The sequence below is a fragment of the Pararhodobacter sp. genome, from assembly GCF_034676075.1.
Classification (GTDB): Bacteria; Pseudomonadota; Alphaproteobacteria; order Rhodobacterales; family Rhodobacteraceae; genus Pararhodobacter.
Map to the genome: position 1 here is coordinate 1 of NZ_JAUCCQ010000224.1, position 2,550 is coordinate 2,550.

At 69.1% G+C, this 2,550-nt stretch carries 3 protein-coding genes; all 3 read left to right on the top strand.

Going from position 1 to position 2,550, the window contains the following annotated elements:
* Positions 1–195: 195 nt before the first annotated feature.
* On the top strand, positions 196–1,554 hold the full coding sequence (radA, locus tag VDQ18_RS23435; RefSeq protein ID WP_323023266.1) for a DNA repair protein RadA: 1,359 nt from the start codon (positions 196–198) through the stop codon (positions 1,552–1,554).
* A 43-nt stretch (positions 1,555–1,597) separates the two neighbouring features.
* Positions 1,598–2,155 (top strand): CvpA family protein, encoded by a 558-nt coding sequence (locus VDQ18_RS23440; protein WP_107750069.1) that lies wholly within the window; start codon positions 1,598–1,600, stop codon positions 2,153–2,155.
* 1 nt (position 2,156) lies between these two features.
* A partial coding sequence (locus VDQ18_RS23445) for a hypothetical protein (protein WP_323023267.1) occupies positions 2,157–2,550 on the top strand: 394 nt, incomplete at its 3' end.

Here is a 2,550-nt window from a genome sequence, read left to right on the forward strand (position 1 = left end):
CCTGCTTCAAGGGGGGCACGCCCCCCTTGAAAATCCCCGTGGATATTTGAGGAACGAAGATGGCTCTTAGGGATTCGCTAACCCTCATCTTTGTTCTTCAAATATCCCGGGGGGTCCGGGGGGCTGGCCCCCCGGCCTCGCCACAAGCGCGACGGGACGGGTTGCGCGGGTTTTCGGGCTGGGGGATAAGGCGGGATGGCCAAGATCTCTGCCCAGTTCGTCTGCGCCGAATGCGGTGCTGCCCATCGCAAATGGAGCGGGCGGTGCGATGCCTGCGGGGCCTGGAACTCGATCCACGAGGAGACGCCGGTCGCCTCGGGTCCGAAGGGGCCGCTGGCCAAGGGCCGCGCCATCACCCTGAGCGCGCTCGACACCGAGGAACCGCCGCCGCCGCGCTCGCTGTCGGGGATTGCCGAGTTCGACCGGGTGCTGGGGGGCGGGCTGGTGCCAGCCTCGGCCATTCTGGTGGGCGGCGATCCGGGCATCGGCAAATCCACGCTGCTCTTGCAAAGCGTTGCGGCTTTCGCCCGCAGGGGCCTGAAGACGCTCTATATTTCCGGCGAGGAAGCGGCGGCGCAGGTCCGCATGCGGGCGCAAAGGCTGGGTCTGGGCGACGCGCCCGTCCGGCTGGGCGCCGAGACCAACCTGCGCGACATCCTGACCACGCTCGATGCCGAGCGTCCCGATCTGGTGGTGATCGATTCGATCCAGACCATGTGGCTGGACAGCGTCGATTCGGCCCCCGGCTCCGTCACCCAGCTGCGCGCCGCCTCGCATGAGCTGGTGACGCTGGCCAAGCGGCGCGGCATTAGCGTCATCCTGGTCGGCCATGTCACCAAGGACGGCCAGATCGCCGGGCCCCGGGTCATCGAGCATATGGTCGATTGCGTCCTCTATTTCGAGGGCGAGCGCGGCCATCAGTTCCGCATCCTGCGCGCGGTCAAGAACCGCTTCGGCCCCGCCGACGAGATCGGCGTCTTCGAGATGACCGGGGCGGGGCTGGCCGAGGTGCCGAACCCTTCGGCGCTGTTTCTCTCCGAACGCGGCCAACCCGCCGCCGGGTCGGTGGTCTTCGCCGGTATCGAGGGCACGCGCCCCATGCTGACCGAGATCCAGGCGTTGGTCGCGCCCTCGCCGCTGTCCAATCCGCGCCGCACGGTGGTGGGGCTCGATGGCGGGCGGCTCTCCACCATCCTCGCCGTGCTGGAGGCGCGCTGCGGCATTCCCTTTGCCGGGCTCGACGTGTTCCTCAACGTGGCGGGGGGCATGCGGGTCAGCGAACCCGCCGCCGACCTCGCCGTCGCCGCCGCCCTTCTCAGCGCGCGCGAGGATGTGGCGCTGCCCGCCGATTGCGTTGTCTTCGGTGAAATCTCGCTATCCGGTGCGCTCCGTCCGGTGGCGCAGAGCGAAAACAGGTTGAAAGAGGCGGCGAAACTTGGTTTCACCACGGCCATGCTGCCCAAGGGTGGCAAGCCGGGCCCCGGCGCGGGCGTCAGCTTGCGCGAGATGGCGGACCTGACCGGGTTCGTGGGCGAGGTTTTTGGCGCGGGCTGATGCGCCGACGGAAGACGGGTCGAGGCCCGAGGGAGCGGTAGGAATGGATACTTTCACCCTGGTCGATGCGGCCGTTGCGCTGGTCATCGTCGTCTCGGCGATCCTGGCCTATTCGCGGGGTCTGGTGCGCGAGTTGCTGGCCATCGCCGGCTGGGTCGTCGCCGCCATCGCCGCCTTCGTGCTGGCGCCGACGGTCGAGCCGCTGGTGCGCGAGATCCCCTATGTCGGCGACATTCTGGGCGATTCCTGTGAATTAACCATCATCGCCGCCTTCGCCGCGGTCTTTGCCGTGATGCTGGTGGTGATGGCGCTGTTCACGCCGCTGTTCTCCAGCCTGATCCGCAATTCGGCGCTGGGCGGCATCGACCAGGGGCTCGGCTTCTTCTTCGGCGTGCTGCGGGGCATCCTGCTGATCGCCGTGGCGCTGATCGTCTTCCAGCGCGCGGTGCCCGCGGGCACGGTGCCGATGATCGACAATTCCCGCTCCATCGCGCTGTTCTCGCGGGTCGAGGCTTCGATCACCGAGAACCTGCCCGAGGACGCGCCGAACTGGATCGTCGCCCGCTACGAGGAACTGACCTCGAGCTGCACCGCCAATTGAGGTGGAAGGCGCGGCCGCCGATTTCCGGGCTGAGCTGAGCGAACGGCTTTTCGTGCTCTATCTGGGCGGGCGCTGGATGGCGCCCCTTTCGGGCCGGCTGATCCCGGTGCCGGGCCTGCCGCTGGCGCGGCTGGCCTGCGCCGAGGCGGGCGATGTGGCGCGGGCGCGGGCAGGGCTGCAGCCTGCTGAGGTCGACGGGACGGCCCTGCGCGCCGCGTATACCGCCAGCGTCCCCCTGCTCAGGGCCTTGCGGGCCTATGAGGTGGCGGGCGATCCCGTGGCCGAGCCCGAAGCCTGGGACCTGCCCTTCACCGGTCCTGCGGTCCTGGTCAGCGCCACCTCGGTGCCGCTGGCGCGGGTCGCGGGGCTGCTGATCGCCGGGGCCGGGCAGGGGA

What these genes read in the sequence shown, in the direction of transcription:
- radA (WP_323023266.1), top strand. Translation starts at nt 196, where the DNA reads ATGGCCAAGATCTCTGCCCAGTTCGTCTGCGCCGAATGCGGTGCTGCC.
- VDQ18_RS23440 (WP_107750069.1), top strand. Translation starts at nt 1,598, where the DNA reads ATGGATACTTTCACCCTGGTCGATGCGGCCGTTGCGCTGGTCATCGTC.